The sequence below is a fragment of the Daejeonella sp. genome (assembly GCF_044342615.1).
Taxonomy (GTDB): Bacteria; Bacteroidota; Bacteroidia; order Sphingobacteriales; family Sphingobacteriaceae; genus Daejeonella.
The window spans coordinates 1-2967 of the sequence record NZ_JBIIPN010000211.1 but is presented as its reverse complement, the minus strand read 5'-3'; the positions used below and the strand labels follow the sequence as shown (position 1 = coordinate 2967).

Genomic DNA, 2967 nt, shown 5'->3' with positions numbered 1-2967 from the left:
GAGCCGATTTATTTGGTTCATACGTTGCTACTATCCTGGCAACCATGATTTTAGGTCGCGAAATTGTATCTATCGATAATTTTGGCGGTATCGCTCCTATCCTATTACCAATGCTTATTGCAGGTTTAGGTTTAATTCTATCAATAGTAGCAACTGCTTTTGTTAGAATTAGCAAGGAAACCGATAGCGTTCAAAATGCTTTGAACATGGGTAACTGGTCTTCAATTATTTTAACTGCCATAGTTTCATTCTTTGCAGTAAAATGGATGCTTCCAACTGGTGAAATGTTTATGAGCAGAGACATGGTTGATGGTGTTTTAAGAGATGGTGCTATTGCTTTCACAAGCATGGATGTATTTTATTCTATTGTTGTAGGATTAGTAGTTGGAACCTTAATGAGCTTAATTACAGAATATTATACTGCAATGGGTAAACGCCCAGTATTAAGCATTATTAAACAGTCTTCAACAGGGCATGCTACTAATATAATTTCAGGTTTAGCAGTAGGAATGGAATCTACAGTGGCTCCAATTCTTGTGCTTGCTGCAGGTATTTATGGATCTTTCTACTTTGCTGGTTTCTATGGTGTTGCTATTGCAGCAGCAGGAATGATGGCAACAACCGCAATGCAATTATCAATTGATGCCTTTGGCCCGATTGCAGATAATGCAGGTGGTATTGCTGAAATGAGTGGATTGCCTCCGGAAGTTAGAGATCGTACTGATAATCTTGATGCTGTAGGAAATACTACTGCGGCAACTGGTAAAGGTTTTGCTATCGCTTCAGCCGCATTAACTTCATTGGCATTATTTGCTGCTTTTGTTGGTGTTTCTGGTATCGATCGTATTGATATTTATAAGGCAGATGTACTTGCGGGACTATTTGTTGGAGGTATGATTCCTTTCATATTTTCTGCACTTTGTATTTCTGCTGTGGGTAGAGCTGCAATGGACATGGTTAATGAGGTTCGTAGACAATTCCGCGAAATTCCAGGAATCATGGAGTATAAAGCAAAGCCTGAATATGAAAAATGTGTTGCTATTTCAACAAAAGCAAGTATTCGTGAAATGATGTTGCCTGGAGCAATTGCATTAATCGTTCCTATAATTATTGGGTTTTCATTTGGTCCGGAGGTTTTAGGCGGACTATTAGCTGGTGTAACTGTATCAGGTGTTTTAATGGGTATGTTCCAATCAAATGCCGGTGGTGCATGGGATAATGCAAAAAAATCATTCGAAAAAGGTGTGGAAATTGATGGTGAGATGTATTATAAGAAATCTGAACCACATAAAGCATCAGTTACTGGTGATACCGTTGGTGATCCATTTAAAGATACTTCTGGTCCGTCGATGAATATTTTAATTAAATTAATGTCAATCGTATCCTTAATTATCGCTCCACATATTTCTGAAGGTGTAAGCCATAAAGTTACAGTGGAAGTTAAAAAAGAAATAAAAGTAATTAAAACAGAAGATCAAGCTGGTAATACCAGCATTGACACTATTGTTAACACTACTGATACAATCAGAAGATAACATTTATTTCAGAAGGGAATTCAAATTGAATTCCCTTCTACATTGAAAGAATAAATTACATTTTTTTTATTTTTAAAATATTTAGATAAATTAATTAAGGGAATATAAATTCGTGTTTCATTTTACCATTTTAATTAATTACGTTTGAATTCGGTTTATATAAACTTTCATAAAAAATACTAAACAAACAAATTCGTATGTTTCACAAAAAATCCATCGAACAGTTAATGTTCGAATCACAACAAACTGGTGAAGGCACATTAAAACGTTCATTAAGCAGTATTAACTTAGTTGCTTTAGGTATTGGTGCAATTATTGGTGCCGGATTATTCTCTCTTACTGGTATTGCTGCAGCTGAAAATGCTGGTCCTGCAGTAACCATTTCTTTTGCTTTGGCTGCTTTTGCTTGTGCATTTGCAGGTCTTTGCTATGCTGAGTTTGCCTCAATGATTCCTGTTGCGGGAAGTGCATACACTTATTCTTATGCAACCATGGGTGAATTTATGGCATGGATCATTGGATGGGATTTAGTCCTTGAATATGCTTTAGGTGCAGCAACCGTTGCTGTAAGTTGGTCGAGATACCTCTTAGAATTACTTCACAAATACAATATCAATCTTCCACATGAGTACATCGTATCTCCATGGGAAACTATGAAATTAGGTGATGGAACTATTATTGATGGAGGTATAATCAATATTCCTGCTATATTAATCGTAAGTATTTTATCATTAGTTCTAATTCGCGGTACTCAGGGATCAGCTAACATGAATAACTTTCTAGTTATTTTAAAGGTAGCTGTAGTTTTAATGTTTATCATTTTAGGATGGAGTCATATTAATCCTGATAATTATGTGCCTTACATTCCTGAAAATACTGGTAAGTTCGAAAACTTTGGTTGGTCTGGTATTTCAACTGGAGCTGCTGTGGTATTCTTTGCATTCATTGGATTTGATGCCGTTTCAACAGCTGCACAAGAAGCAAAAAACCCTCAAAAAGGTATGCCAATTGGAATTTTAGGTTCTCTGATTGTTTGTACTATTTTATATGTTTTATTTGCCCATGTAATGACTGGACTTGTAAACTACAAAGACTTTGCAGGTGACGCTAAGCCAGCCGCAACAGCCTTTGCAATGACAGGTTATACTTATTTACAAGATGCCTTAATTATTGCAATTCTTGCAGGTTATACCTCTGTAATTTTGGTGATGTTAATGGGTCAGTCACGTGTATTTTATACCATGTCTAAAGATGGTTTATTGCCGAAATTCTTTTCTTCGGTACATCCAACTTTCCGTACTCCTTGGAAAACAAATCTATTCTTCTTAGTTTTTGTAAGTCTTTTCGCTGGATTAGTACCAGTTTCAGATTTAGGCCATATGGTTAGTATCGGTACTTTATTTGCCTTTACTTTAGTTTGTATTGGTATCAT

General features: G+C 35.9%; 2 protein-coding genes. Both read left to right on the top strand.

Annotated features, from left to right (window positions below):
* Positions 1-1535, top strand: a 1535-nt coding sequence (locus ACIQ0D_RS12445) for a sodium-translocating pyrophosphatase (RefSeq protein WP_395806096.1), incomplete at its 5' end; no start/stop codon positions are given.
* 197 nt (positions 1536-1732) lie between these two features.
* Positions 1733-2967, top strand: a 1235-nt coding sequence (locus tag ACIQ0D_RS12440) for an amino acid permease (protein ID WP_395806094.1), incomplete at its 3' end; no start/stop codon positions are given.